At 55.2% G+C, this 25,960-nt stretch carries 25 protein-coding genes; 8 read left to right on the top strand and 17 right to left on the bottom strand.

Annotated features, from left to right (window positions below; translation table 11 throughout):
• Positions 1-6 precede the first annotated feature (6 nt).
• From pdxA to lptF, 5 genes are read right to left on the bottom strand one after another with little or no spacing between them, the layout of a single operon-like run.
• Complete coding sequence (pdxA, locus tag WG622_RS02135) at positions 7-1,002, bottom strand: 4-hydroxythreonine-4-phosphate dehydrogenase PdxA (RefSeq protein WP_339402080.1); 996 nt, start codon at positions 1,000-1,002, stop codon at positions 7-9.
• On the bottom strand, positions 999-2,210 hold the full coding sequence (locus tag WG622_RS02140; protein WP_339402081.1) for a peptidylprolyl isomerase: 1,212 nt from the start codon (positions 2,208-2,210) through the stop codon (positions 999-1,001). The genes pdxA and WG622_RS02140 overlap by 4 nt, the downstream gene beginning before the upstream one ends.
• A 25-nt stretch (positions 2,211-2,235) precedes the next feature.
• Positions 2,236-4,392 (bottom strand): LPS-assembly protein LptD, encoded by a 2,157-nt coding sequence (locus WG622_RS02145; protein WP_339402082.1) that lies wholly within the window; start codon positions 4,390-4,392, stop codon positions 2,236-2,238.
• Positions 4,393-4,420: 28 nt separating this feature from the next.
• Complete coding sequence (lptG, locus tag WG622_RS02150; protein ID WP_339402083.1) at positions 4,421-5,518, bottom strand: LPS export ABC transporter permease LptG; 1,098 nt, start codon at positions 5,516-5,518, stop codon at positions 4,421-4,423.
• A complete protein-coding gene (gene lptF / locus WG622_RS02155; RefSeq protein ID WP_339402084.1) occupies positions 5,515-6,663 on the bottom strand; it encodes an LPS export ABC transporter permease LptF in 1,149 nt (382 codons plus the stop codon). The genes lptG and lptF overlap by 4 nt, the downstream gene beginning before the upstream one ends.
• Positions 6,664-6,791: 128 nt before the next feature.
• Between lptF and WG622_RS02160 the strand changes: the two genes are divergently transcribed.
• Both WG622_RS02160 and WG622_RS02165 read left to right on the top strand, forming a co-directional pair.
• Positions 6,792-8,255 carry a leucyl aminopeptidase gene (locus WG622_RS02160; RefSeq protein WP_339402085.1) on the top strand — a complete coding sequence of 488 codons (1,464 nt, stop codon included), beginning with the start codon at positions 6,792-6,794 and terminating at the stop codon, positions 8,253-8,255.
• A gap of 3 nt (positions 8,256-8,258) precedes the next feature.
• Entirely contained in the window at positions 8,259-8,726 is a 468-nt protein-coding gene (locus tag WG622_RS02165) for a DNA polymerase III subunit chi (protein WP_339402086.1), read from the top strand.
• Positions 8,727-8,735: 9 nt separating this feature from the next.
• Here WG622_RS02165 and WG622_RS02170 read toward each other — a convergent pair whose 3' ends face one another.
• From WG622_RS02170 to WG622_RS02185, 4 genes are read right to left on the bottom strand one after another with little or no spacing between them, the layout of a single operon-like run.
• Positions 8,736-9,317: a retropepsin-like aspartic protease family protein gene (locus WG622_RS02170; protein ID WP_209356280.1), complete on the bottom strand. Its 582-nt coding sequence runs from the start codon at positions 9,315-9,317 to the stop codon at positions 8,736-8,738.
• Positions 9,318-9,361: 44 nt separating this feature from the next.
• On the bottom strand, positions 9,362-9,976 hold the full coding sequence (locus WG622_RS02175; protein WP_209356281.1) for a MarC family protein: 615 nt from the start codon (positions 9,974-9,976) through the stop codon (positions 9,362-9,364).
• Positions 9,977-9,987: 11 nt separating this feature from the next.
• Positions 9,988-11,835: an ABC-F family ATP-binding cassette domain-containing protein gene (locus tag WG622_RS02180; protein WP_339402087.1), complete on the bottom strand. Its 1,848-nt coding sequence runs from the start codon at positions 11,833-11,835 to the stop codon at positions 9,988-9,990.
• A gap of 42 nt (positions 11,836-11,877) precedes the next feature.
• Complete coding sequence (locus WG622_RS02185) at positions 11,878-12,234, bottom strand: winged helix-turn-helix transcriptional regulator (protein ID WP_209356283.1); 357 nt, start codon at positions 12,232-12,234, stop codon at positions 11,878-11,880.
• 189 nt (positions 12,235-12,423) lie between these two features.
• Here WG622_RS02185 and ndk point away from each other — a divergent pair, with 189 nt between their 5' ends.
• Positions 12,424-12,846, top strand: a complete 423-nt coding sequence (gene ndk, locus WG622_RS02190; protein ID WP_209356284.1) for a nucleoside-diphosphate kinase — start codon at positions 12,424-12,426, stop codon at positions 12,844-12,846.
• Between the two features lie 57 nt (positions 12,847-12,903).
• On the opposite strand, the gene WG622_RS02195 is transcribed toward ndk, so the two are convergent.
• The 7 genes from WG622_RS02195 to WG622_RS02225 all read right to left on the bottom strand — a co-directional run bounded on the left by WG622_RS02195 (position 12,904) and on the right by WG622_RS02225 (position 19,560).
• Complete coding sequence (locus WG622_RS02195) at positions 12,904-13,605, bottom strand: hypothetical protein (protein WP_339402088.1); 702 nt, start codon at positions 13,603-13,605, stop codon at positions 12,904-12,906.
• 75 nt (positions 13,606-13,680) lie between these two features.
• Positions 13,681-14,019, bottom strand: a complete 339-nt coding sequence (locus tag WG622_RS02200) for a TfoX/Sxy family DNA transformation protein (RefSeq protein ID WP_339402089.1) — start codon at positions 14,017-14,019, stop codon at positions 13,681-13,683.
• Between the two features lie 409 nt (positions 14,020-14,428).
• Positions 14,429-15,769, bottom strand: coding sequence for a branched-chain amino acid ABC transporter permease (locus WG622_RS02205; RefSeq protein WP_339402090.1), 1,341 nt, complete (start codon positions 15,767-15,769; stop codon positions 14,429-14,431).
• Complete coding sequence (locus WG622_RS02210) at positions 15,766-16,776, bottom strand: branched-chain amino acid ABC transporter permease (protein ID WP_209356292.1); 1,011 nt, start codon at positions 16,774-16,776, stop codon at positions 15,766-15,768. The genes WG622_RS02205 and WG622_RS02210 overlap by 4 nt, the downstream gene beginning before the upstream one ends.
• Before the next feature lie 3 nt (positions 16,777-16,779).
• Positions 16,780-17,493: an ABC transporter ATP-binding protein gene (locus WG622_RS02215; protein WP_339402091.1), complete on the bottom strand. Its 714-nt coding sequence runs from the start codon at positions 17,491-17,493 to the stop codon at positions 16,780-16,782.
• Positions 17,490-18,272 carry an ABC transporter ATP-binding protein gene (locus WG622_RS02220; protein ID WP_339402092.1) on the bottom strand — a complete coding sequence of 261 codons (783 nt, stop codon included), beginning with the start codon at positions 18,270-18,272 and terminating at the stop codon, positions 17,490-17,492. Before WG622_RS02220 ends, WG622_RS02215 begins: the two co-directional genes overlap by 4 nt.
• An 85-nt stretch (positions 18,273-18,357) precedes the next feature.
• Positions 18,358-19,560, bottom strand: a complete 1,203-nt coding sequence (locus tag WG622_RS02225) for an ABC transporter substrate-binding protein (protein ID WP_339402093.1) — start codon at positions 19,558-19,560, stop codon at positions 18,358-18,360.
• A gap of 547 nt (positions 19,561-20,107) precedes the next feature.
• Here WG622_RS02225 and WG622_RS02230 point away from each other — a divergent pair.
• On the top strand, positions 20,108-21,223 hold the full coding sequence (locus WG622_RS02230) for a PQQ-dependent sugar dehydrogenase (protein ID WP_339402094.1): 1,116 nt from the start codon (positions 20,108-20,110) through the stop codon (positions 21,221-21,223).
• On the opposite strand, the gene WG622_RS02235 is transcribed toward WG622_RS02230, so the two are convergent.
• Positions 21,220-22,224 carry a GlxA family transcriptional regulator gene (locus WG622_RS02235; RefSeq protein ID WP_339402095.1) on the bottom strand — a complete coding sequence of 335 codons (1,005 nt, stop codon included), beginning with the start codon at positions 22,222-22,224 and terminating at the stop codon, positions 21,220-21,222. The two genes, WG622_RS02230 and WG622_RS02235, sit on opposite strands and share 4 nt — an antisense overlap.
• A gap of 155 nt (positions 22,225-22,379) precedes the next feature.
• Between WG622_RS02235 and WG622_RS02240 the strand changes: the two genes are divergently transcribed.
• From WG622_RS02240 to WG622_RS02255, 4 genes are all read left to right on the top strand, one after another.
• On the top strand, positions 22,380-23,750 hold the full coding sequence (locus tag WG622_RS02240) for a class II 3-deoxy-7-phosphoheptulonate synthase (RefSeq protein ID WP_339402096.1): 1,371 nt from the start codon (positions 22,380-22,382) through the stop codon (positions 23,748-23,750).
• A 128-nt stretch (positions 23,751-23,878) separates the two neighbouring features.
• Complete coding sequence (locus tag WG622_RS02245) at positions 23,879-24,769, top strand: YicC/YloC family endoribonuclease (RefSeq protein ID WP_339402097.1); 891 nt, start codon at positions 23,879-23,881, stop codon at positions 24,767-24,769.
• A 2-nt stretch (positions 24,770-24,771) separates the two neighbouring features.
• Positions 24,772-25,416: a guanylate kinase gene (gene gmk / locus WG622_RS02250; RefSeq protein ID WP_339402681.1), complete on the top strand. Its 645-nt coding sequence runs from the start codon at positions 24,772-24,774 to the stop codon at positions 25,414-25,416.
• Positions 25,413-25,934: a gamma carbonic anhydrase family protein gene (locus WG622_RS02255; protein WP_339402098.1), complete on the top strand. Its 522-nt coding sequence runs from the start codon at positions 25,413-25,415 to the stop codon at positions 25,932-25,934. The genes gmk and WG622_RS02255 overlap by 4 nt, the downstream gene beginning before the upstream one ends.
• Positions 25,935-25,960: the final 26 nt, after the last annotated feature.

Raw genomic sequence — 25,960 nt, forward strand, 5'->3', positions numbered from 1 at the left:
AAATACTCAAAGCGCAGCCTTCGCCGCAGTCTGCGCCATAGCCATGTCGCGCGCCATACGCAAGGCAGCGATCAAACTGTCGGGCTTGGCAATGCCCTTACCGGCGATATCGAACGCCGTGCCATGATCGGGCGACGTTCTGATAAATGGCAGGCCCAAGGTCACATTCACACCACGGTCAAAGTCCAAAGTCTTGATCGGGATTAAAGCCTGATCGTGATACATGCAGACAGCCACATCATAGGCAGCGCGGGCGCGGGCATGAAACATCGTGTCGGCGGGCAGGGGGCCTGCGATGTTCATCCCTTCCTGGGCCAGTTTTTCAACAACGGGCGCGATGATCTTAGCATCCTCATGCCCCATAGCACCGCCTTCACCGGCATGCGGGTTGAGGCCCGAAACAGCCACACGCGGCGACGCAACGCCAAACTTATTTCTAAGGTCGGAGACAGTGATCCTGATTGTCTCTTCTAAAAGCTCAGAAGTCAGGGTCTTCGCGACATCCTGAAGGGGAATGTGGATCGTTGTCGGCACCACACGCAGCTGATCGCAGGCCAGCATCATGACCACTCGGTCCACGCCCGCCAGATGCGCCAGAAATTCCGTATGGCCAGGAAAGGCAAACCCCGCGCCGTCCTTCAGTGCTTTCTTATGGATTGGAGCCGTGCAGACCGCGCTTGCCGCGCCTGAGCGCGTTAGCGACACTGCGCGTTCTATAGCCTCGATCACGCCCATTGCATTCTTGGGATCCGCACTCCCCAGGCGCGCATCGCCTGCGAAGGATTGGCTGAGCACAGGTAAATGCGTCTCGATCACTCGGTCGACGTCAGACGGGTCCGCGATCTCTTTGAATGGCACGCGTCCGGAAAGATGCCGGGGATCGGCGATCAGAAAGAAAGGCAGCTCGGTGCGCAAGACCTCCCAGGCTCGTTCAGCCAATTCCAACCCAACCCCGCCGGGTTCTCCGCAGGTTAGGGTAATTGGCGCGATGCTTTGGGTCATTGCTCGACGATCACCGCTTCAGAGCGCAACTGATCAAGATAGCCTTCCGCGTAAGAGTTCAAACGACGGTTACGCAGTGCATTCAACACGTCTTCGCGGCTGAGGTCTTCGTTCAACGCAGCCGTACGGCCACAGAGCATCAGGAAATAGAGCTGAGACCCATCAGGACTGGTCAGAGCTGTCGAGACCTCGTGGCGGTCAAGCTTCGCCAACTCCAGCGAAATAGACCGCGGGATCGCACTTGGCTGTTCGGCGGTGATGGTCAAAGCTTCGTCAGGTCCGCCCTTGTTGATGGCATAGAGGTCATCGCAGGTGTCCACACGATTGCGAATGTCCTGTGCTTGCGCCAAAGCGGCGTCACTGCGACCTCCGGGAATGCGTAGGATACCATATTCGATCGCCGCCAAACGCGGGGTAGGCGATGGCAATTCGTCAATACCGCGCATCATGAAAACCGCAATGGCATTGCCCAGTGGGATTGGGTCCGAGATCTCGCCGGGGCGCATCTCGACCACAACCGGTTGCAAGGCTGGGGGAAGACGATTGATCGGCAACCACTGCATACGCCCGCCATTGGTGCGTGTTCCAGCAGCCGAGAAACGCCGTGCTGCGTCCGCAAAGGCCGATTCAGTGGTAAGGTTTGAAATACGTGAGGCAAGATCCTGAACCTGCGCCTGGTTCTGCGCGTTGATCGGAATTACGATCTCGGACAAAAGAACCTGAAGACCCGCTTGCCCACCAGAGCCAAGAGCGGCGTCAATTTCTTCGTCAGAAATCTGAACGCGACCACGGAAGCGCAGTTGAACGACTTCTCGCCACAACAGACCGTTGCGGACGAAATCCTCAAATGTTTGCCGGTCAATCTGCGCCTCGGCCATGAGCGCAATAACCTCGTCAGCTTTCAGGTTCGCGCGGCCTGCGAATTCTTCGAGCCCGGCTGCCAATTGCTCCGCGCTAATAGAGATTCCGAGCTCCGCAGCTGCCTGTGCCTTAAGGCGGTCTTCGACCAGATCCTTGCGGGCCAAAGTTTCCAGATCACCCAAACGGTTGATAAACTGCATGAACTTGATGCGCTGATCCAATTCATAATAGGTGACAGCTCCGTCATTCACCTTGATTGCCGGTGAAAACAGGCCCTGTGCTGATGCCAGAGTACCCATCACGCCCAGCGTTAGGCTCAGGAAAGCGGCAAAAATCTTATGTGTCATGCGTTCAGTCACCTAGGTCTTTGTCTTAGTAGGCTGCATCGTTGCAGCTTCGGCTATAGCTCTTGTCGCGTGTCTTGGCGGAAAAACCAAGCAATTCCACAGTAAAACTCAAATCTGTGACCGGTTGCACGCTGGTCGAGGATGTAAAGCGGCGTGAAACAGCCAATTGTGCTTTCACGCATTCATTGCGGTATTCCAGCCCAACGCCTGCTTCCGTGGTTCGGTTGTCCGCCACATCAAAACGCCAGTTCGCGAGGCCTGTCCAATGGCGGGTCATGCGATAGCTGCTGTCGAGGTTCCATTCCGCCAGAATGTCCGGACGGTTCTCTTCAGCATCCTGTCCCAACCAAACATAAGAGGCATTCACCCCGAGACGGTCGTTGTGCCAACCTCCACTTGCTTCAGCTTTGGTTAGAGAGATCTGTTCATCCAGCAACATGCGACCTGTGATGCTAAGTCCATTGTCATGCGTCATCTGACCCGCGACCAACAGGTCTGACGCGCGACCGGTTAGGCCGGAAGACACAGAGAAGCTGTCCTGATCTGCTTCCCGAATGATATGTCCAAAAGACAGGCCCGCATTCCAAGTTTCGCCAAAATGAGACATTTTCAGGCCATAGGCGAGGCTCACCCCGCGTTCTCGACGGTCATCAGATGCAAATCTGGACAGAGACAAAAGATTTCCTTCGTCAAATTCGGTTCTTGAGCTCTCGTCGTTCGCGATTGCGTCACTTGTCGCCCCATCGCGCGTCGCGCCACCGGACCAAGCGAGTTGCGCGACGGGTTCAATCACTTGTTGCGCACCAGAGGCCGTCATGCGTTGCAATGGATAGCGCATATTGGCAGCGACGGACGGGGTAACCTCAGTGTAATTGGTTGTTGTTATGGTGGCATCCTGCGCCGTGTTGACAACATCAAAAGCCAAATGAGATTCGACGCCAAAATTAAATCCGCCTTGTGTCCACCAGGAATCCCGCCATCCAACTTCAGCGTTCAGACGATGCACATCGCGCCCATCGATGATGCCATCGGCATTGGCATCGGTCGTGATCTGAGACTCTCGTGTATGGGAATGAAACTCAAGCTCCCAAAGCACTTCACCGCCAAAGGCTGGTTGAATACGGTTCTGAGTTTGAGCAGACAAGACCAAGGTCGGGATGGTCTCGTTGTCTTCAGTCGTACGAAGACTTCGGAAATGGTTAAAGGCAAACCGCGTGTTCTCATCCCGTGATGCGCGGGTCAAAGCCAGTTCACTATTGAGGCGGTCAAACGCGCCATAGTCATAATCCAGCAGATAGGCCTGATCGCTGGTGAACTTCGCATCAAACGACAGCGTATAGTCGCGCTTCAGGGCAAATTCGCCTTCGGCAAACAAATATCCACGAGAGTTGAACCCGCTAAAGTTATCATCGGTCACCGCTCCGTTCAGAGTGATTTCACCCGTTCGGAACGCCTGACGATAACGCGCCTCTAGCGTGGTCATACTTCGCGACAGATAAGGCGTCAATGTGAGGTCACGGTGATCTCCGAAGGCAATGAAATAGGGGATCTTCGCCGCCAGACCGATGCGCGAACGTTGCTTAATCGAGGGGATCAGAAAGCCCGTCGCACGGTCCTGTGTTGGATCTGGCAGCCGCATGCGCGGTAGGTAAAATACCGGCACATCCAGAATGCGCAACTGAGCCTCTTCCAGCAAAAGCTCTTTGTCTTCAGAGTAATGCGTGACTTTCTTCGCGCGGATGTACCAAAGAGGAGACTCGCCTTCAGCGCAGGTATTACAGGATGTGACTTGAACGGAATTGAGTTCAGAGACGGTCCCATCAATGCGCTGAATGCTATCGGCTTGCAATTCGACCTGTTGGTCCAGAACTAATCGGGCGCTGGTTAGAAGACCGTTTTGCAGGGCTGAATCAAGCTCGGCAAAGTCGGCGAAGATTTCGACAACTCCGCCGTCAGTGACTGTGATTGGTCCGGTGATGGTGATCTGATCGGTGACCGAGTTATAGACGATCTTGCTGGCCGTCAGCACGGTTTCGCCCGAGATCGCCTCAACATTTCCGGTGGCTGTCAGAATACTATTGCCACGCAAGAAAACGGAATCCGCAAGCAGCACCACTTGCTCCGCCGGCGCCGCGGACACAGGAGCGGTCAGCGCGAAGCTGCTGCATGTCGCAGCGAGCATCAATATGCGTTTTAGTGCGCGCAAATCGTCACCCGTCTTCCATATGTAAAACCAACCCAAGGGCCAAAAGCACAGACGCCAGAGGCGGGGCCCATGCTGCGAGTTCTATCGGAATTTGTCCATTTTCGCCAAGGATCCGTGCAAAGTTCCGGATATAATACAGACCAAACCCCGAAAGTGTTGCCGCCAGACTCATCAATCCCGTGCGTCCCATGCGCGTATGCCCCATGGTGAAGGCCGCGGCCACAAGCACCATGGCGACGAGGAACACTGGCTGACTCAGCTCGAGTTGCAGCCACATCTGGTGACGTCGCGCCGAGAAGCCTGCGTCCTCAAGTTGGCCGATCAACTGCGGCAATTCCCAGACAGATACCGTGCGTGGTTTGCCAAAACTATCGCGGATTTGGTCGCTGGTCAGCGTCGTCGAGATCGTCATTTCCGCGCGTGTTTCAGATTGCGCCTCTGAATTTATTCCCCGATCCAGCGGCCAGATCTTTGCGTCGGTCAAATGCCATTCACCGGGGCGCAGCTCTGCTTGAGCGGCACGGATACGCTGGCTAGGGCTGCTACCTTCGCGATAGGTGACAAAGTCCACGTCCACCAAGACAGAGGCGTCATGGTTGGAACCATGCGCGTATATCACCGTTTGCCCATCATCTCCACCTTGACGCAGCCAGAGGCCGGTTGACCCGATCGAAATCGCGCGGCTTGCGCCTTTGCGATAGAAGTAGGCGAGTTGATCATATTGTTTGGTGGTGGCAGCAACGATCGGGTTCATCGTCGTGACGCCAAAAAGTCCAATCCCAAGGGCCACGCCTACAGGTGCCAGAAGGATCAAGAGACCAGAACGACCACTTGCCCGTGCCACGACCAGCTCACTGCTGCGGGCGAGGTTCAGAAACAGAACCAGAGAGCTTAGGATCATTATTAACGGAAAGATCTGATAGAGTTCTTTTGGGACGTTCAACACGAGCATTTGCAAAATGCGGACAATCCCCAACTCCTGAACGCTGAAACGTCGGAGTTGCTCCATCAGGTCAAACAGCACTAAAAGAACAAAGAAGACTGCTGTGAGCCCAAGGAAGTACACGAAAAAGCGGCGCGCGAAATAGAGGTGCATTGTCATGACGCAACCCTCCGCAAACTAGGCAGCGGATAAGCGCGGCTTGCGAGCATCAAGGCCACCAGCAGCCCACCCAGAATCGTTGGCGCATAGAGCGTGGGCCACATGTTTGGATCCAAGCGGACTGTGTTGACCAAAGCATTCTTCATGGCTTCCAGAATAACCAAAAGCGCGAAGGCTCCGACGGTTTGAGGCCACACACCAAAGCGGCTAAATCCGCCCAACAGCAAGGTGGCAAACCCCACGAGGGCTGAAACGATACACATCGTGATCGCCGCGATCCGCCCGTGACGTTCGGCTTGAACCCAGCCCATTCCATTGAGATCCGGCTCGGTCTCACGCACTTGCCAGGCCAAAACCGCGGCCAAACGACGAGGCTCTTGCCACAGTTCCAGCGTCGGCGTGCGCTCCAGCGCTTTCAACCGGTTGCTGTTGTAGTTGAGAAACTCGCTGATGTCGTAGGTGAAATCACCGAAGTTTGTCGTGTAGAGTCGCAAACCGTCATCCGTCAGAATCTGCGCCAAGCCGTCCACCATAATCAGTTTGGGGCCGTTCTCGTCGCGTAAGAGATAGGCTTCGTCCGCTGAATAGATAAGCGTCTGATCCTCAGAAGTTTGATCATACATGAAGAGGTTCTTAAGGACGCCTTCGGGTGAGATCTCGGAAATGTAAAAGGTCACATGCTCGTTTGGGTGCATGAACACGCCTTCGGTCAGCAATCGCGCCGTCGCATTCTCTGCGATCTCGCGCTCGCGGGTGTCCAGACGATCCAGGCTCAGTGGCACGAGGTAATTCGCCAAAACAGCCATCATGACCGCAATGAACAGACCAAAGGTGAATACAGGCCGCGCCAATCGCCACGGACTGAACCCAGTCGCCTGCATAACCGTCAATTCACTGTCCGCCATCTGGCGGCTGGTGCCGTAGCAGGCCGCCGCAAAAACCGCAATGGGCAGCACGAGTTTGACCACATTGGGCAGCGTCATAGCGGTGAATTCGAAAAACACGAAAACCGACTGGCCGTCGCCGATCAACCGGTCAAACAGAACCACCGCGCGATTGACCCAATAGACCGACACCAGAACCAGCGCGAAAAAGCCGAACAGCGTCATGAATTGCGACAGCATATAGCGGTCGAATCTGTTCACACCTGCGCTCCTCAGTTTTCTTTTTGTTGACCTTTTATAAAGCATTTAGCGTCTGTGGAAAACTGCTATCTGGTCAAGTGGGCACGGGCGGGCTAACTCTTGGGGCGACAGAAAACAGGAGCATCCCCGTGGTATCACCGCTGAGTTTTGAGTTTCAGGACGTCGAGATCGACGAAATCGCAGGATTTGAAGGCCGTGTGGCCATTCTGGTCGGCGCGGAAGGGCGGATGGATACCGCCGCGCGCAGGGTCAATCGCCTGACCAAAGGCGCGGTGAAACGCATGATCGAAGCCGGCATCAAACCCGGCGATGCGCGGGTGCTTGCTTATCCGGTCGGCATGGCGGCCAAAGCGGTGGATGTGATCTGCCTCGAGCCACGCGCGACAATCGAAGAAGCGCGCGCCGCAGGTGTGGCGTTGGCGAAGGCACGCGGAGATGCGGAAGTGCTGGCTTGCCTGGGCAACCACAAACAATCCGCGCAGATCGTTATGGGCATGGCGCTTCGAGACTATGGGTTTGTCGCACATAAGACAGCCGACCCTGCTGATGACGCGCGCAAAGTGACTGTCACGTCGACAACACCAGCGGCCTTGAAAGAAGCCAGCGCGCCGCTTTTGGCAATCGCTGAGGGCGTGTTCTTCACCCGAGATCTGGTCAATGAACCGGCCAACCACCTCACAACAACAGAATTCGCCAACCGTTTGGAAGATATGCAGAATATCGGCCTGATCGTTGAGGTTCTAGAAGAAGAAAAACTCCAAGAACTCGGCATGGGCAGCCTTTTGTCCGTCGGCCAAGGCAGCGACAGCCCCTCTAAGGTCGTCGTGATGAAATGGATGGGCGGCGAGGAAGACGACGCGCCGCTGGCTCTGGTAGGCAAAGGCGTTGTCTTTGACACGGGCGGCATCTCGCTTAAGCCCGCGGGCGGCATGGAGGATATGACCATGGACATGGGCGGCGCGGGCGTTGTGGCAGGCGCCATGCGGGCGCTTGCCCTGCGCAAAGCCAAGGCGAATGTGGTCGGGCTTGTCGGCCTTGTTGAAAACATGCCCTCGGGCAATGCGACACGTCCGGGCGACGTTGTGACCTCAATGAAGGGCGACACGATCGAAGTCATCAATACCGATGCCGAAGGGCGTTTGGTTCTGTGCGACGTCATGCACTACGCCCAAGAAACCTTTAAACCTGCGGGCATGATCGACTTAGCGACGCTTACGGGTGCGATCATCATTGGTTTGGGCCACGAAAACGCCGGTGTCTTTTCCAACGACGACAAACTCTGCAACGCATTCCTCAAGGCCGCCGCCGCTGAAGGCGAGGGCGCGTGGCGCATGCCTCTGGGCAAAGCCTATGCCGATCAGCTGAAATCCCGCATCGCCGATGTGAAAAACGTCGGAGGCCGTCCAGCGGGCTCGATCACCGCAGCCGAGTTCCTACATCGCTTTGTGCAGGACGAAACCCCTTGGATTCACTTGGATATCGCAGGCGTGGCTTCTGTCAAAGCAGACACAGCCTATGCCCCCAAAGGCGCGACGGGTTGGGGCGTCATGGCGCTTAACCGTTTGGTCGAAGACATGTTTGAGGCCAAATAATCCATGGGAGCGGCCTTTTTCTATCACCTGACGCAACGCCCGCTTGAGGTCACGCTGCCGATCCTTTTGGAGAAGGCACGGAGCGCGGGGTGGACCGTCTTGGTCAGGGGAACAGAGGCCGCGCGGATGGATTGGTTGGACCAAAAACTCTGGCTTGGCCGCGAAGAGGATTTCCTGCCGCATGGCCAGGCCGGAGGGCCACATGATGCGCTCCAGCCGATCCTTCTAACGGCGTCCGCCGACAACGGGAATAACGCCGGATGCATCATGGGCGTCGATGGTGCAGAGATCACGGCTGAGGAAGTGAATGCCTCGGACCGTGTTTGCATCCTCTTTGACGGCCATGACCCCGAGGCGATGGATCGCGCGCGACAGCAATGGAAAGCGCTGACCGATGCCGGATGCGCGGCGCAGTACTGGTCAGAAGAGACAGGGAATTGGGTTAAAAAGCGTGATACAGCAGACGCTTAAGCGCCAAACCTAACGCGACAGAACAAGTTGATTGCGTGTCATCGTGATCGTTGGGAACCGGTTCAGATAGCTCATGCCCAACAGCGAGATATCCAAGTCCCCGCCGTTCACCCGCGCCCGAACATTCTTGTCGTCAAACTTACCCAAAGCAACCGAGTCCAACCGGACCGGCGCAGTCCGCACTTCGCCATTGGCCGTCATGGCGCGACCGTGGAATTCCAAAGTCTCCAGATCAAAGCCCGCTGAAACCGCATCTTTCTGCGACAGCACCAGATCGGAAGCACCGGTATCCACGACAAAATCAATCTCGGCACCATTGACCAAAGCGGTCACATAAAAATGCCCATCATAGGACTTCGGGATCTCAATCGTGCCATCCTCGGAATAGGCAACCTGCGGGGGCAGGGCGGCCGAGCGGATATTATCCCAGGACCCGATCACCACGACCACGCCGATAAAGATCAGCCCCCAGATCATTAGCTGCTGAATGGTACGCCAAAAATTCGCACGAAACATCGGGCTCAGCGAGAAGGCCACAAAGACCAAAAGCGCCACCAGATACACCAGATGCATGATTTCAAATTCTGACATTCAGACCTCCGTCTGCCCGATATAAGGGTCAACGGACTGAAATGTTAGACAAAACCAAAATCTTTGAGGCCATCAAGGATGAACTGTATCGACAATGCCGCAAGTAGCATGCCCAGAAGGCGAGTGACCACGTTGATCCCTATATCTCCGAGTGCACGTTCCAAAAGGTTGCCGGCCATGAATAGCGCGACGGCGACCAGCATGACGGCAAGGGCGACGCCAAGGATCAGGATCGGGCCTTGGATGCCGTCGATCTGACCGGAAAGCAGGATCACAGTGGCGATAGAGCCGGGGCCTGCGATCATCGGAATGGCGAGGGGAAAGACGGAAGGGTCGGGAACTTCGGTAACACGGCCTTCACGGCGTTCTTGCCGCCGTTCAAACAACATATCAAGCGCGGTCAGAAACAAGAGCACGCCGCCCGCGATTTTGAAGGCGGCCATTGAGATGCCGACGAAACCCAGAACCGCTTCGCCAAAAAACGCGAAAAGCGCGAGGATGAAGAAGGCGATGATGCAAGACCGAAACGCCACTGCGCGCCGTTGCTGCGCAGACATGCCGGGCGTGAAGGCGATGAAGATCGGCATCAGGCCGATGGGGTCGATAATCACGAAAAGCGTCACAAAGGACGTGATGAGGAATGCTGTATCCACTGCCATAATTACCTCCTCTAAGCCTCTGCGGTTTCTAGCTTTTCCAGCGCGTCCATCCAAAGCCCTTCAGCGCGATCCAGCGCGTCAACGACTTCGGCATGTTTCTTTTGCCAGACTGCGATGTCATTCGTTTTGCTGCCATCATAAAGCGTGGGATCGGCGAGTTTCTCGTCGAGCTTTTCACGCATCTCGGTCAGCTTGGTCACCCGATCCTCGCATTTGCGCACCTCAGAGCGCAACGCAAGAATAGCATCACGAGAGGGGCGCTTGGGCGCTTTGGCTTTCTCTTTTGGCGTTTCCGTCCTCTCGCGCGCCAAAAGCATGTCGCGATAGGCCTCGAGGTCTCCGTCAAAGGGCGCGACGCCGCCATCGTTCACAAGCCAAAGCCGATCCGCGGTCATGGACAAGAGGTGCATGTCGTGGCTCACAAGGATCACTGCGCCGGAATAATTGGTCAGAGCCTCGACCAAGGCCTCGCGGCTTTCGATGTCGAGGTGGTTGGTCGGTTCATCAAGGATCAATAGATGGGGCGCATCCAAAGTCGCCAAAAGGAGAGACAACCGCGCCTTTTGCCCCCCTGACAGTTGGCCAACGGCGGTATCCGCTTGATCCGCGGTTAGCCCAAAGCCCGCGAGGCGTGCGCGCAGCTTGGCCGGCAGCTCTTCCTTAAGCTCTCGTCGCAGGTGATCTAGCGGCGTTTCGTCGATAAACAGTTCATCCACCTGATGCTGCGCGAAATAACCGATGCGCAGCTTGGAGGATTTGACCATTCGACCGTCCATCAGGCCCAACCGATCAGACAAGAGTTTCGACAGGGTCGACTTGCCCTGACCGTTCTTGCCAAGCAGAGCGATCCGGTCATCCTGATCGATCCGCAGGTTCATGCGTTTCAGGACTGGCACCTCGCCATAGCCCACGCTGCCACTTTCGATACGGATAATGGGCGGCGATAATTCCTCGGGTGAGGGGAAAGCAAACGCCCGAAGCGCCGCTTCTTGAGGGCTGGCGATCGGTTGCATCTTAGACAGCGCTTTCAGGCGGCTCTGCGCCTGTTTCGCTTTGTCGGCCTTATAGCGGAACCGATCCACATAGCTCTGCAAGTGCGCGCGGCGCGCCTCTTGTTTCTTGGCCATCGCTTCGGCCTGCGCCAGTTTTTCAGCGCGCTGGCGGGCAAATTGATCGTAAGGGCCCTGGTAGAACGTCAGCTGCTTGTCTTCGAGATGCAAGATCGAGCCGACAGCGCGATTGAGCAGGCCTCGGTCGTGGGAAATGATAATGACCGTATGCGGATATTTCGCGAGATAGCTTTCCAGCCAAAGCGCACCTTCAAGGTCGAGGTAGTTGGTCGGTTCATCCAGCAACAGAAGGTCTGGCTGTGCGAACAATACGGCGGCCAAAGCGACACGCATCCGCCAACCGCCTGAAAAGTCAGAACAAGGTTGCTGTTGTTCAGCGTCGTCAAACCCAAGCCCTTTGAGGATCGAGGACGCCCGCGCCTCGGCGCTCCAGGCGTCAATGTCAGCCAGTCGGGTCTGAATTTCGGCGATGCGGGTTGGGTCTGTGGCGCTTTCGGCTTCGGCCAAGAGATCCGCGCGTTCTGTGTCGGCGGCCAAAACCGTGTTCAGCAAGGTGACATCAGAGGAGGGCACTTCCTGCGCAACCCCGCCAATACGCGCGCGTTTGGGTAGGGCGATGTCGCCGCTTTCCAAAGCCAGTTCTCCGCGGATCAAGCGAAACAGAGTTGTTTTGCCGGTGCCATTCCGCCCGACAAGGCCGACCTTGTGGCCATCAGGAATAACAGCGGATGCGCCCTCAAACAAAGGACGTCCGGCAACGGCATAATTGATATCAGAGATGCGCAACATGTCCCCGACTTCTCGCAGCCAAAGGGCAAAGTCAATGCGCGCTTAGAGGTCCATCGCCAGTTGCGACTTTTCTTCGGGTTTTTCCGAGGCCGCGAGATCCTGTTCACCCCAGGTTTTCATCGCATTCACGACTTTCAACAGAGCGCGTCCACGCTTGGTGAGAGAATACTCCACACGAGGCGGGATCTCGGCGAAAATCTTGCGTTTCAACAGCCCATCAGCCTCAAGCAGGCGCAATTGCTGGGACAGCATCTGTTTCGTGATCTTCGGGATCTCACGCTGCATGGCGCCAAAACGGTTGGAGCCATTGTCGATCACATAAAGGATCATCAGCTTCCACTTGCCGCCCACATGGGCCATGGCATGGATCATCGGATCGGGTGTAGAGTCTCTTTCCATAGTTAATATGAAAATCATACCTATTATGGTTTAGCAAGATAGTGTGCTAAAATCCCTATAGGTTGCACCAAATTTCCTGTGGATAAATTTCTGGAGAAAACCCGCTAGGATCGCGCGCCTTTAGGCTTCCCAAGGGGCGCTGCCCATGGTACTGCGCGCGCAATTCAATCTTTAATCCGAGGGATCATCATGGCTCTGGAACGCACGTTCTCTATCATCAAACCTGACGCCACCCGCCGTAACCTGACCGGCGCGATCAACGCGAAATTCGAAGAAGCTGGCCTGCGCGTCGTCGCACAAAAGCGTATTCACCTGACCAAAGCGCAAGCGGGCGTATTCTATGCCGTGCACGCTGAGCGTCCTTTCTACGACGAACTCTGCGAATTCATGGCGTCTGCGCCAATCGTTGCACAGGTTCTGGAAGGCGAGAACGCCATCGCGAAAAACCGCGAAGTCATGGGCGCAACCAACCCAGCAGACGCAGCACCTGGCACCATCCGCGCAGAATTCGCTGAATCCGTTGGCGAAAACTCTGTTCACGGTTCCGACGCGCCTGAAACCGCAGCGGTTGAAATCGCGTATTTCTTCTCCGGTCTGGAGCTGGTTGGTTAAGGCCATCCTTAGAGACAAAAAAGTTAAAACCCGGTCGGTTACACTGATCGGGTTTTTTCATTTATCACCGACGAAATACCTTTCAGCCTCGAGTTTTCTTTGAAGTTCTCGAGTGTTTTTCACCTCGGCCTTGTAAAGAAATAATTCGAATGCTTCACATTGAGATATTTCCAGCAAAGTGATCTCAACGCCCGACATCCCTCCGCCCCTTAGAAAGGGCGAAACTTGGGGATAGCTTGCGTATTTTCGATCGCTAATCGCTAGGGTTTTCAATTGGTCCTCAGTAAGCGCTGCTTTTCTAAGTGAGCCAAAGCTAGCCATTTCTGACGCGGCAACAGCAAAGTAATGTCCAGTCTTTCCTCTTAGCGGAATGTTCACAACCGGGTAGCAATTGGACGGAACGGTGCTACCCCAATCTATGTCCTCCATCGTGGCCGAGGAAAAAAAATCATTACACGTTGGAAATTCATCGGCCGGCCAATTGGCCCAAGTTAAGCTTTCGCTGTTCCCTGTTCTCTGAACGCTATTGGTTGTGAAAATACAGGCGGTTTGTTTTCGAGACCAAAATAACCGGCCGCCTACCTTAGATCTTTCTGCCGGTACAGAAAGCGAAGCAGTGAGCGCCAATGCGTTCACGGCTTCTCGAGTGTAGGCCGCATCCAACTGAACGTTTTTCTTATTTTCGATGTATAGCCAGAGGCAACTGATTAGAAATACCCAGCAAGCTACCCAGCCTAAGAACTTCCGGACAATGTTCAAATTTATTCCAGTCTAAGCTTTGGTAAAAAAGATCGCATTTAGAAATCTAAGTCTGGATAATCATAGATACATCTATCAAGACTTTGCAATTCGTTTTACCACACCGATCTGATCCAGAACCCGCTCAAATTCACCGAGTCCCTTGTCAAAAGACCGCGCTTTCATCGTGTCAAACTTGACCCGCAACGCGTCCTTCTCTTTGCCCTTGCAATCGTTCCAAGGGCGTCCCTGAAGGGCCATCACCAAAACATAGTAGCCAATGAAATGCGGCCGCTGACCGTCTTTCAAAAGCATCTCATAGGCGGTATCAGCCCCCAAGGCTCGCAGTTCCTCGGCCGAATTTATGCCCACGCGGGCAAGAGCCTCCTCGTAGGCCGGGCCGAGATTGCGGATCGCTGAAACAGGTGTAGTCATGGCGCCAATCTAACACGCCTGAACGGGCTGTCATGGTCATATCATCGCCCAATCTGAATAAAGTGGTCCGGTTTTCGTTGTGCGATCTTCTGCCTTTTTTGCGTCTTTGCTGGGCGCAGTCTGGTTTGCGGTTTGCTCTGGCTTGCTTTGCATTTTGGGGTTCCTTTCGGTGTCAATAAAACAGGGGTCTTTACCTGATGTGGGTAAATCTCTCTGTGTTTTCAGCCTCTTCGTCATCACTGCCTCTGACAATCGCGTGCACGTATGGTGTGCTATTCGAGGGGATAGTATGACGTATCAATGCGGCGAGAGTTTGCCGCAAAGGGGCGCAGGATCTTGGTATTTTCCTGCCGAAACGAAAAACGGCCCCCAAGGTGGGAGCCGTTTAAACTGTCAGATTTTGACAGGATTATTTTTCGGGGATGAGGCCCCTTGGGCTGAACCTGAGCACCAGCAAGAGGATCAGACCCATCGTCAAAAGACGCATATGCGCAGCAGAGTCGATCAGGTGTGATTTCAACGCTGACCCTTCGGCCATTCCCGAGGTGATCAACTGCATCAGCCACAGGCCGATCGGTTCCACCTGAACCCAGAAGAACCAGATCACAAAGCCGCCCAGAACCGCGCCCAGGTTGTTGCCAGAGCCGCCGACGATCACCATGACCCAGATCAAGAAGGTGAACCGGAGAGGCTGATAAGAGCCCGGTGTCAACTGGCTGTCGAGCGTAGTCATCATCGCGCCTGCAATGCCACAAACCGCGGAACCCAGAATAAAGATCTGGAGGTGGCGGTTGGTGACGTCTTTGCCCATGGCCTCTGCAGCAACTTCATTGTCGCGGATCGCTCGCATCATGCGGCCCCAAGGTGATTTCAGCGCAGCTTGTGCCATGAGGAAGATCACGACCAACACGATCGTGAACAGAACCGAATAGCCGAGCTTCACCCACAGCGTGGACGCCGTCACCGGATCGATCCCGATGGCGTTTGCATTGGCCACAAAACTCTCAGAGTTCTGCAGGTCGATCTCGTAGGGCACAGGACGTGGCATACCGATGATGTTCTTCACACCACGCGCCAGCCAGTCTTCGTTCTTCATCACAGCGATGATGATCTCGGCAATCCCAAGCGTCGCAATCGCCAGATAATCTGACCGCAACCCAAGCGCCGTTTTACCGATCACCCAGGCCGCGCCTGCTGCCAAAAGGCCACCAAAGCCCCAACCGAGGATGGTCATATAGCCATGCGCCTTGAAATTATCGACGCCACCGGGGTTCAGACCACCGATGTTGCCGGCATTCGCCGGGTTGATCGCCTCAACGAAGCCCACCGCCGGATCAAAGATCGCGCGATAGATAAAGAAGCCGACCACAAGGATCCCGACAGTCGCGAAGATCTTGGCACGCCCCGCGGCCATCTTCTTTTGCACATAAACTGCCAAAGCCACAGTGGCTGCGCCAAAGGCCAGGGCCAACACGATCATCGGCCCGCCAGAGGATGCCCAAGCTCCCGGAGCAGGGGGCATAGAGGTCAGGGCGACCGCAAGGCCTCCCAAAGCCACAAAGCCCATGACACCGACGTTAAACAGCCCGGCAAAGCCCCATTGCAGGTTAACCCCCAAAGCCATGATCGCAGAGATCAGGCCCATATTAAGGATGAACAGCGCGGTGTTGGCACTTTGGAAAATTGCCGTGCCAATCAACAGGATAGCGACAAGGGCGAAGTAAAGGGTGTTTCTTGTTGTCTCGCTCATACCGATTTCCCCTTAAATAGGCCGGTTGGACGGAACAGCAGCACAATGATCAGGATCACAAAGCTGACTGCGAATTTATAGTCGGTGGACAGGAGTTGCACCAATCCGTCGGGTTCCAGGTTCTCGGGCAAAAGATACCTCAGGACCTTTTTCCAAGCGTAGGTGATCGTGACCTCAGAGAAGGCGATCACAAAGCCACCTGCGATGGCGCCGAGCGGGTTGCCCAGGCCTCCGACAATGGCCGCCGCAAAGATCGGCAGCAAAAGCTGGAAGAAGACAAACGGTTTGAAGGTCTTATCGAGACCATAAAGCACGCCTGCAACCGTCGCCAAGGCCGCAACGATCATCCACGTATACAGCACCACGCGCTCTGGGTTGATTCCTGACAGAAGCGCCAGATCTTCGTTATCGGAATAGGCGCGCATGGACTTACCCGTGCGCGTCCGGTTGAGGAACCAGAACAGCAAGACCACAGCAATCACAGCCACAACAACGGTGATACCTTGGGTCGTCTTGATCGCCAGACCTTCACGCAGGCCGGTCAATTGTTTGAATTCGCGCACCGAGATGATGAAACGCTCACCATCGGCGAATTTCTGGTCATCCGGCCCGATGATAAACCGTACGAGGCCGTTCATGATGAACATGACACCCATGGAGACGATCACGAGGATCACGGGCTTGGCCTTTTGTTCTCGGTAAAACCGATAGACCAGTCGGTCCGTGATCAGCACCAAAGCGATACAGCCAAGGATCGCGAAGGGCAGGGCCAAGAGCGCCGTGGGCAGCGGCCCAAAGCTGATCCCGATCGACTGGAACCAGAAGGTCAGAAGCACAGCAATCATCGCCCCAAAGGCCATTGTATCGCCATGCGCAAAATTCGAGAACCGCAGGATCCCGTAAATCAGCGTCACCCCAAGCGCCCCAAGCGCGAGCTGACTGCCATAGGCGGTCGCTGGGATCACAACAAAGTTCAAAAGTGCCACGAGGGCGTTCAGAAAATCCATCTCTTACCCTCCGAGGAATGACTTGCGAACTTCGGGATCGGCCAACAGCTCTTTGCCGGTGCCCGTGTAGGCGTTGCGACCTTGCACCATGACATAGCCTTTGTCCGCAATCTCGAGCGCCTGACGGGCGTTCTGTTCGACCATCAGGATCGGCAGACCTGTGCGGCTGACTTCGATGATCCGGTCAAACAACTCGTCCATCACAATCGGAGATACGCCCGCGGTCGGTTCATCCAGCATCAGAACTTTGGGCTGGGTCATCAGTGCCCGTCCCACGGCCACCTGCTGACGCTGACCGCCAGACAGCTCACCCGCCGCCTGATCGCGTTTGTCGCGCAGAATGGGGAAGAGCTCATAGACCTGTTCCATTGTCTCAGAGATGTCATCGGTGCGAATGAACGCGCCCATCTCGAGGTTTTCCTCAACGGTCATCGACGTAAAGATATTGCTTGTCTGAGGCACGAACCCCATGCCCTTAACAACCCGTGCCTGCGGGCTGAGCGAGGTGATGTCTTCGCCATCCAGCTTCACAGAGCCCGAGCGCACGTTCAGCATTCCAAACAGCGCCTTCATGCCCGTCGACTTGCCGGCGCCATTGGGGCCAACGATGACGGCAATCTCGCCGGGGTTCACAGAGATCGTACACTCATGCAGGATATCCGGCCCGTTGCCGTACCCGCCGGTGATCGTGTCACCAATCAAAAACGGTTCGCTCATCCGCCGACCGCCTCCTTGTTCTTGAGACCGGTGCCCAGATAGGCCTCGATCACCTGCTCATTGGCTTTGATTTCATCCAATGTGCCTTCGGCCAGCACTTTGCCCTCAGCCATACAAATGACCGGGTCGCAAAGTCGACCGATGAATTCCATGTCGTGCTCGATCACGACGAATGTATATCCGCGTTCCTCGTTCAGACGTTTGATCGCATCCGCGATCGTATAAAGCAGCGTGCGGTTCACACCCGCGCCGACCTCATCCAAGAATACGATCTTGGCGTCGACCATCATGGTGCGGCCTAGCTCCAGAAGCTTTTTCTGACCGCCGGAAACCTGACCGGCCTTAAGATCTGCAATATGGCTGATCGTCAGGAACTCCAGCACCTCATCGGCCTTAGCCCGCAGCGCGCGTTCCTCATCCGCAATCCGCTTGCGTCCAAACCATGTGTTCCAGAGCGTTTCACCTGATTGACCGCCGGGCACCATCATCAGGTTCTCGCGGCAAGTCATCGAAGAAAACTCATGCGCAATCTGGAAGGTGCGCAGCAGCCCTTTGTGAAACAGCACATGTGGCGGCAGACCGGTGATGTCTTCGCCATCCATCGTCACGCGCCCAGAGGTTGGCTCAAGAACCCCCGCAATCACGTTGAAAAGAGTGGTTTTTCCGGCGCCATTGGGTCCGATCAGTCCGGTGATCGAGCCGCGCTCAATGGTCATTGTGGCCCCGTCAACGGCGTGAAACCCGCCGAAATGTTTATGTACGTCCTCGACGACGATCATAGAGTAGCCCCCTCGCGATTTGTCGAGTTTATAAAAGAACAGCCCGGAATTTCCGGGCTGTTCCTATTTACAAGATCAAACGATCTTAGCGATATTTTGCAGTGGTGATTTCGCCGTTCTGGATGACGATCTGGCGGTAGTTACCCGCAGATTCACCTGGGCCGATCAGCTCAACCGCAGATGCGCCGACATAGTCCACGTCGCCACCGTTTGCGATGATCTCAAGGGCTTTGCCCAGCTCACCTGGGTAGATCAGCTCACCTGGAGCGTTTGCCACCATCATGACTTTCTCTTTGTAAGCCGCTGGATCAGAAGAACCTGCCGCCTGCATCGCCAACATGATCAGCGCCGCAGCGTCATAGGATTCTGGAGAGAAAGGAGAGGTTGGGTCAAAGTCTCCGCCTGCTGCCAGCTCGGTGTACTTCGCAGCACCTGGGCTGTCAGTACCTGGGTGCTGACCGGTGGAGCCTTCGATTTCGTCACCGAAGTTGTCCTGAAGAGCCTGGCCGATCATACCGTCTGGGAAGTGGAACGTGTCAAACGCGCCGGTGTCCAGAGCTGCACGGATGATGCCAGCGCCACCTTGGTCAACGTAGCCTGCAACAACCAGACGGTCGCCGCCTGCAGATGCCAGTGCGCCAACTTCAGCAGAGTAGTCTGCTTTGCCGTCTTCGTGTGCGGCAGAGATGGTTACGGAACCGCCCGCTGCTTCGAATGCTGCAACGAAGCTGTCTGCCAGACCTTTACCATAGTCGTTGTTGGTATAGGTGACCGCGACTTCTTTGATGCCTTCTTCCATCAGAACTTCGGTCATCACAACACCCTGACGCGCGTCGGAAGGCGCGGTGCGGAAGAACAGGCCGTTGTCTTCATTGTCGTTGTGGGACAGGCCTGGGGATGTCGCGGATGGAGAGATCATGACAACGCCGTTTGCAAGCGCAACGTTGTTCAGGATCGCGCCGGTCACACCGGAACAGTCAGCGCCCATGATGCCTTTTACGCCGTCAGATGTGATCAGACGTTCTGCTGCAGCAGTCGCTGCGCCTGCGTCGATACATGTGGAGTCAGCACGTACGGACTCAACAGTCGCACCGCCCAGCAGAGCGCCGCTTTCGTTGACTTCGGACATCGCAAGCTCTGCGCCTGCCGCCATATGCGGGGTCAGCGATTCAATCGGGCCAGTAAAGCCCAGGATAACGCCGATCTTGATGTTCTCAGAATGGCTGCCTGCGAATGCGCCGCTGGCAAGCAGTGCGGTTGCAGCCGTAGCTGTGAGTAGTTTTTTCATTTTTACACTCCCATGATCGGACCATTTGTTGGCCCGTTTAAGAATTTTGCGCCGCTTACCTACGGGTTTATCGCATTATGTCTACACTAAATGTGCAAACTCCTGCGACGACCTTCAGGGCGACATGGGCAGCAGTGACGCAAAAAATTCGCTAATCCGCAACCAGATTTTCCTTTTTGCCCGCTATTTTAGTAGATTTCTCAGGAAACCCATTTGCATGGCATCTATTGTTCTAAATTTTTCCATAGAGTCAGAAAGTTTCGAACAAAATTCTACATCACACTTTGCGACCACTCCATATACCAAGAATCATTGAAGGGTTTGGCGCTCAGAATCGCACTTAGAACTCAAAATATTTGATCAGGCACGAACAGAACCCAGTTCACGCTGATCAAACTCTGACGGTCACGTGTTCGAGCGTCATTTGGTTGTGACTGTCGATTTAGCCAATAGATACTATCTCTTTAGGAAGTCGAAAATTTCGATTAACCAAAGGTGAAGTCTGAAGCATGTTGCTCTACATTAAGTTGATTAAGGAAATTTGAGAATGAACGTAACCGGCCGTTTCACGTATTCTTTAAGCGCAGCGATATTCAGTCTTTTAATCCTGCTTAGTTCACCGCTTGCTGCACGCGTCCACGAGGTCTCGATCGGTACCGTAGACATAACACGCGAAGTACGCGGCCTTAATGGGGCTTGGGGCTTTGGGTTTCTACCTGATGGATCGATGATCATCACCGAAAAACGCGGACGCTTGTTTCTGTACAAAGAAGGCGAGCGCATTCGTCGCATTTCCGGGCTGCCCGATATTAAGGTCCAGGGGCAGGGAGGTTTGCTTGACGTCGCCCCTGCGCGGGACTTTGAAACGAGTTCAGAAATTTTTCTAACCTTCGCCGGTGCGCTCGAGGAAGGCATCGGAACCAGCGTTGCGGTTGCAAGACTCAATACGGATAGCCTCATGCTAGAAGACCTGCGTGTGATTTACAGAATGACCAAAGGAGCCAGAGGCGGAACCCATTTCGGCAGCCGGGTCGTTGAAGGCCTCGATGGGACGCTGTTTGTTTCGATTGGAGATCGCGGCGACCGGCCTTCCGCTCAGGATTTGTCGCGCAGCAACGGAAGCATTGTCCGGATCAACCGCGACGGCTCGATCCCGGAAGACAATCCATTTCTGGATCAAGACGCACCTGAAATCTGGAGCTACGGTCACCGCAACCCGCAAGGCATGGACATAAGCAATTCAGGTGACCTTTGGGCTGTTGAGCATGGCCCAAAGGGTGGTGATGAATTGAACTTGATCGTTCAAGGCCAGAACTATGGTTGGCCTGTTATTTCCTATGGCACACATTATTCAGGGGCCACAGTCGGAGAAGGCACGCGTAAATTGGGTATGGTTCAGCCCGAGCATTTCTGGGACCCATCCATGGCTCCGTCAGGTCTGATGATCTATGAGGGAGATATGTTTCCCGAATGGCGTGGAGACATATTCATCGGGTCGCTTAAGTTCGACTATATCTCGCGTCTCTCAGGAGATCAGAAGACCGAAGTCGAACAAATCAAAACCATGGATACTCTGCGGGTCCGAGACGTGCGGGAAGGGCCAGACGGCAGCATCTGGTTCATCTCAGAGGACCGCAGCGCGATCTACAAAATCTCGCGTTAGATCGACAGACGCCCTGACAAAGACCCACGCTCGCGATAGGGCGTGGTGTTGTAGTGGCTGCGATAGCATTTCGAGAAATGGCTTGGAGAGGCAAACCCGCAGGCCAGGGCCACGTTGATCACGCTCATATCGGTCTGCATCAGCAGGTTGCGGGCCTTCTGCAGGCGCAGCTCCATGTAATAGCGCTTGGGCGAGCGGTTCAGATAGCGGCGGAACAGCCGTTCCAACTGGCGCGTCGACATGCCCACATCTTTGGCGAGGATCGATGGGCTGATGGGATCTTCGATGTTGTTTTCCATCATCTGGATCACGATCGACAGCTTGGGGTGACGCACACCGATCCGAGACGGAACAGACAGACGCTGTGTGTCCTGATCCGTGCGAATGGATGAATAGATCAACTGGTCCGCGACCGCATTCGCGAGGTCTTCGTCATAGTCCTCGGCAATAAGTTTCAGCATCAGGTCAATCGAGGCCGTTCCACCTGCGGTTGTGATGCGATTGCGGTCGATGACAAAGACAGATTTGGTCAGCTCGATGTTTTCGAACTCTTCGGTAAAGCCGTCCTGGTTTTCCCAATGGATGGTCGCCTGGCGATCCTCAAGCAGGCCTGCTCGGGCCAACGCATAGCCCGCAGTACAAAGCCCACCGACAGTTGGCCCCTTGCGAGACTCACGCCGCAACCAGTTCAGAATCTTTGGGGTGGTCGAATTCTGGATATTGACCCCGCCGCACAAAAAGATCGTGTCGTCACGCTGAACGCTGTCCAGAGCCATATCGACGGCAAAGGTCGCACCCGCTGAACAGGTCACAGGCTCTCCGTCCTCAGAGGCCAGAACCCACTCATAGATTTCTTGGCCTGCCATACGGTTCGCGATCCGCAGGCTTTCCACCGCAGCACAAAAGCACAACATGGTGAATTCATTCATCAAAACAAAGATGAACCGGCGCGGTTTTGACCCGTTACGGGTGACATTCATCGTTGGGACAAGAGACGACATATAAAGGACTCACCATCTCGCGAATTGCTGGAAGATTAACACACATGATGCAGGAGGGCCGCGCCCGTCAAGAGAGATAATTGACCTATGGTGCTTATTGCACCGACGCAGTATAGATGCAGCGCTAACATTTTGAAAATCCCGGAGTAAGGACAATGGCGAATTGGCAAAAATCTGACTGGCGTAACAAACCACGCGTTCAGATGCCTGAGTATACGGATGCATCTGCGCTGACTTCTGTAGAAGAACAGCTTGCAAGCTATCCGCCGCTGGTCTTTGCCGGAGAGGCGCGTAGCCTGAAAGCCAAACTGGCAGCCGCGTCTCGCGGCGAGGCCTTTTTGTTGCAAGGCGGCGACTGTGCTGAGAGCTTTGCGCAGTTCTCTGCAGATCACATCCGCGACACGTTTAAGGTGATGTTGCAGATGGCGATGGTGCTGACTTTTGGCGCCAAAGTTCCTGTGATCAAAGTCGGTCGTATGGCGGGCCAGTTCGCGAAGCCGCGTTCTGCCCCAACCGAGACCGTGAATGGTGTGGAACTGCCAAGCTACCGCGGTGACATCATCAACGAGCTGGACTTCACGTCCGAGGCGCGGATCCCTGATCCTAAGAAAATGCTGCAGGCCTACACGCAAGCTGCTGCAACGCTGAACCTGTTGCGCGCGTTTTCTCAGGGTGGCTATGCCGACATGCATCAGGTTCACGCTTGGACCCTGGGTTTTACCGCCTCTGAAGAAGCGCAGAAATACCGCAATCTAGCGAACCGTATTTCTGATGCGCTGGACTTCATGAACGCGGCCGGTGTGGACAGCAGCACAGCGCATACATTGCATTCCGTGGATTTCTACACCAGCCACGAAGGTCTGTTGTTGGAGTACGAAGAAGCGCTGACACGTCTGGATTCCACGTCCGGCGATTGGCTGGCTGGCTCTGGTCACATGCTGTGGATCGGCGACCGCACCCGTCAGCCAGACGGCGCCCATGTTGAATTCCTGCGCGGCGTTCAGAACCCGATCGGTCTGAAATGCGGCCCAACGACCACGGCCGAAGACCTCAAGGTTCTGATGGAAAAGCTGAACCCAGAGAATGAAGCGGGCCGTCTGACCCTCATCGCGCGCTTTGGCGCTGGCTCTGTCGGGGATCACCTGCCACGCCTGATCAAAGCCGTGAAAGAAGAGGGCGCGAATGTCGTCTGGTCTTGTGACCCGATGCACGGCAACACCATCAAATCGGCAACCGGCTATAAGACCCGTCCATTTGAGAGCGTGCTGCGCGAAGTGCGCGAGTTCTTTGGCGTTCATGGCGCAGAAGGCACCATTCCAGGCGGCGTCCATTTCGAGATGACCGGTCAAGATGTGACCGAATGCACCGGTGGCCTGCGTGACGTATCCGAAGAAGACCTCGGCTCGCGCTATCACACCGCATGTGACCCACGTCTGAACGCAAGCCAGTCCTTGGAGTTGGCGTTCCTTGTGGCCGAAGAACTCTCCAACATGCGCGAAGGCGCAGCGGCCAAACAGGCTGTTTGAACCAAGCATTTAGAATAGAGAAGGGCGGTTCATATGAGCCGCCCTTTTTGACTCTGGACTGATATACAGATTGAAGCAGCCGCGCGCATCGCGCTAAATGCTGCAAACGAACTTCGAAAGGCCTCTTTATGCTGAACTCAATGACCGGATACGCCAGTGCAAGCGGATCTGGACAAGGTTTCGAATGGACTTGGGACATGCGCGGCGTGAACGCCAAGGGGCTCGACATCCGTATTCGCGTGCCGGATTGGATCGAAGGACTAGAGGCCGGCATCCGCGCGGTTTTGACGAAATCGCTGAGCCGCGGGTCGATTTCAGTGGGGTTGCGGGTGCAGGCGGTTGAAGAGTCCTCGGGCTTTGCGTTGAACGAAGCGCATCTGACGGACGTGCTCGCAGCACTTGAAAAGATCGAAGATAAGGCGATGCAGCAGGGGATTTCGCTAGCGCCTTCAAAAGCAAGCGAAATCATAGGGTTGCGTGGAGTATTTGAAGCGTCTTCTCAGGAAAAAGACGTCAAACTTCTGACGCAAGAGATATTGAAAACGCTGCCCGATTTGGTCACGGACTTTAAATCTATGCGTGAGGCGGAGGGCGCAAGCCTCTCAGAAATATTGGAAAATCAAATTTCAGAAATCGCTGATCTGACGGAGAAATCCGCAACCATCGCGGAAGCGCGCAAAGATGAGATGAAATCCACGCTGCAGGCAAATCTGGCGCGCGTTTTGGAAAATACAGATGGGGCGGATGAAAACCGCGTCGCGCAGGAACTGGCGACGATGGTTGTGAAAAGCGATGTGACCGAAGAAATCGACCGTCTGAAAGCCCACGTCGGAGCCGCACGTGACCTGATCGCCAAAGGCAGCCCGATTGGCCGCAAGCTCGACTTCCTGATGCAGGAATTTAACCGAGAGGCGAATACGCTTTGCTCAAAGGCTCAGAACGTCGAACTAACCAACCTCGGCCTCGACCTAAAAACCGTCATCGACCAGATGCGTGAACAAGTGCAGAATGTAGAATGACCATGCAAAACCGTCGCGGCCTTCTTATTATCCTCTCCTCGCCCTCTGGCGCGGGAAAGTCTACGCTTTCCAAACGGTTGCGCGAATGGGACACGACCATTGAGTTCTCTGTTTCGGCGACCACACGCGCGCCGAGGGACGGCGAACAGGATGGCATCGACTATCATTTCCTGACGGAAGAAGCCTTTAAGAAAACGGTCGCCGAGGATGGGATGCTTGAGCACGCCCATGTCTTTGGCAATTTCTACGGCTCTCCAAAGGCGCCTGTTCAGGCCGCGATTGATCAGGGCTCGGACGTTTTGTTTGACGTTGACTGGCAAGGCGCTCAACAGATCAGCCGCTCGTCTTTGCAGGATCATGTGCTGTCTGTTTTCGTATTGCCACCGTCGATCAAAGAACTGCGCCGTCGGCTGGAAAGCCGGGGGCAGGACAGCTCTGAAGTCATTCAAAAACGCATGGCCAAGAGCTGGGACGAGATCAGCCATTGGGATGGCTATGATTACGTTTTGATCAATGACGATTTGGATGCGACTTTTGAGCGGCTCAAGGCGATCATTTCAGCCGAGCGTTTAAAACTCTCGCAACAACCCGGAATGATGGATTTCATCCGGGGCCTGCATGACGAATTTATTGAGGTAGAAGAATGACGCTCTATAGTCTGGATGGCGTGTCGCCTCAGGTCGCTGAGGACAGCTGGATCGCGCCGGATGCAAATGTCATCGGCAAGATTGTGATCCAACAGGGCGCCTCTATCTGGTTTGGCGCGACCCTGCGGGGCGACAACGAAGCGATCGTGATCGGCAGGGGCTCGAACGTGCAGGAAAACACAATCATGCACACGGATATGGGCTATCCGCTGACCGTGGGCGAGGGCTGTACCATCGGACACAAAGCGCTTTTGCATGGCTGCACGATTGGTGACAACACATTGATCGGCATGGGCGCTGTGATCCTGAACGGTGCCAAGATCGGCAAGAATTGCCTGATCGGCGCCAATGCACTGATCACGGAAAACAAAGTCATTCCAGATGGGTCTTTGGTCATGGGATCTCCGGGGAAAGTTGTGCGCGAATTGGACGAGCAGGGCATTCAGGGCCTGCGTGCCTCGGCGCTAAATTACCAACAAAATATGCGCAGATTCCGGGCGGGGCTTGCGCAAATCTAGCGCCAAAAGCCCCCCTTTACATTTGC

It is taken from the genome of Cognatishimia coralii (assembly GCF_037478305.1).
Classification (GTDB): domain Bacteria; phylum Pseudomonadota; class Alphaproteobacteria; order Rhodobacterales; family Rhodobacteraceae; genus Cognatishimia; species Cognatishimia coralii.

Bases quoted from the DNA above. Each gene is read 5' to 3' on its own strand.
- pdxA (WP_339402080.1), bottom strand. From the start codon at position 1,002: ATGACCCAAAGCATCGCGCCAATTACCCTAACCTGCGGAGAACCCGGC.
- WG622_RS02140 (WP_339402081.1), bottom strand. From the start codon at position 2,210: ATGACACATAAGATTTTTGCCGCTTTCCTGAGCCTAACGCTGGGCGTG.
- WG622_RS02145 (WP_339402082.1), bottom strand. From the start codon at position 4,392: ATGCTCGCTGCGACATGCAGCAGCTTCGCGCTGACCGCTCCTGTGTCC.
- lptG (WP_339402083.1), bottom strand. From the start codon at position 5,518: ATGACAATGCACCTCTATTTCGCGCGCCGCTTTTTCGTGTACTTCCTT.
- WG622_RS02165 (WP_339402086.1), top strand. From the start codon at position 8,259: ATGGGAGCGGCCTTTTTCTATCACCTGACGCAACGCCCGCTTGAGGTC.
- WG622_RS02170 (WP_209356280.1), bottom strand. From the start codon at position 9,317: ATGTCAGAATTTGAAATCATGCATCTGGTGTATCTGGTGGCGCTTTTG.
- WG622_RS02175 (WP_209356281.1), bottom strand. From the start codon at position 9,976: ATGGCAGTGGATACAGCATTCCTCATCACGTCCTTTGTGACGCTTTTC.
- WG622_RS02180 (WP_339402087.1), bottom strand. From the start codon at position 11,835: ATGTTGCGCATCTCTGATATCAATTATGCCGTTGCCGGACGTCCTTTG.
- WG622_RS02185 (WP_209356283.1), bottom strand. From the start codon at position 12,234: ATGGAAAGAGACTCTACACCCGATCCGATGATCCATGCCATGGCCCAT.
- ndk (WP_209356284.1), top strand. From the start codon at position 12,424: ATGGCTCTGGAACGCACGTTCTCTATCATCAAACCTGACGCCACCCGC.
- WG622_RS02200 (WP_339402089.1), bottom strand. From the start codon at position 14,019: ATGACTACACCTGTTTCAGCGATCCGCAATCTCGGCCCGGCCTACGAG.
- WG622_RS02205 (WP_339402090.1), bottom strand. From the start codon at position 15,769: ATGAGCGAGACAACAAGAAACACCCTTTACTTCGCCCTTGTCGCTATC.
- WG622_RS02210 (WP_209356292.1), bottom strand. From the start codon at position 16,776: ATGGATTTTCTGAACGCCCTCGTGGCACTTTTGAACTTTGTTGTGATC.
- WG622_RS02215 (WP_339402091.1), bottom strand. From the start codon at position 17,493: ATGAGCGAACCGTTTTTGATTGGTGACACGATCACCGGCGGGTACGGC.
- WG622_RS02220 (WP_339402092.1), bottom strand. From the start codon at position 18,272: ATGATCGTCGTCGAGGACGTACATAAACATTTCGGCGGGTTTCACGCC.
- WG622_RS02225 (WP_339402093.1), bottom strand. From the start codon at position 19,560: ATGAAAAAACTACTCACAGCTACGGCTGCAACCGCACTGCTTGCCAGC.
- WG622_RS02230 (WP_339402094.1), top strand. From the start codon at position 20,108: ATGAACGTAACCGGCCGTTTCACGTATTCTTTAAGCGCAGCGATATTC.
- WG622_RS02235 (WP_339402095.1), bottom strand. From the start codon at position 22,224: ATGTCGTCTCTTGTCCCAACGATGAATGTCACCCGTAACGGGTCAAAA.
- WG622_RS02240 (WP_339402096.1), top strand. From the start codon at position 22,380: ATGGCGAATTGGCAAAAATCTGACTGGCGTAACAAACCACGCGTTCAG.
- WG622_RS02245 (WP_339402097.1), top strand. From the start codon at position 23,879: ATGCTGAACTCAATGACCGGATACGCCAGTGCAAGCGGATCTGGACAA.
- gmk (WP_339402681.1), top strand. From the start codon at position 24,772: ATGCAAAACCGTCGCGGCCTTCTTATTATCCTCTCCTCGCCCTCTGGC.
- WG622_RS02255 (WP_339402098.1), top strand. From the start codon at position 25,413: ATGACGCTCTATAGTCTGGATGGCGTGTCGCCTCAGGTCGCTGAGGAC.